We start from the raw sequence: 417 nt of genomic DNA on the forward strand, positions 1-417 counted from the left end.
CTGAATGTTAACCAGCACGGTTAACGAGCCGTTGAGATAACCCCCTATTAACCATCCAGGCGGCATTTTCTGCCCATCGCGCGCATTCGCGTCGCACGGGAGACCGCCATGGGCGTCGCCGACATACCGCTGCTGGGGCAGATCAAGGGCCGGCTGGGCTGGCTGGACGCACGCCAGCGGGTCATCGCCGAGAACGTCGCCAACGCCGATACGCCGGGCTTCGTCGGGCGCGACCTCAAACAGCCGACCGACTTCGCCGCCGCCATGCGCTCGGGCGGGGGGCTGCAGATGGTGCGCACCAACGCGGCCCATATCGCGCCGGCCGGTTCGCCGGTCCGGTTCGCCCCGACCAAGGCCCCCGATTCGGAGACCACGCTGGACGGCAATTCGGTGGTGGTCGAAGAGCAGATGCTGAAG

The 417-nt window shown here is 66.9% G+C and carries 1 protein-coding gene; it reads left to right on the forward strand.

Features of this window, described 5'->3' with window-relative positions; translation table 11 throughout:
- Window positions 1-108 precede the first annotated feature (108 nt).
- Window positions 109-417, forward strand: a 309-nt coding sequence (locus JWG43_RS21045) for a flagellar basal body protein (RefSeq protein WP_240193689.1), incomplete at its 3' end; no start/stop codon positions are given.

It is taken from the genome of Desulfobulbus alkaliphilus (assembly GCF_016918545.1).
Classification (GTDB): Bacteria; Desulfobacterota; Desulfobulbia; order Desulfobulbales; family Desulfobulbaceae; genus Desulfobulbus; species Desulfobulbus alkaliphilus.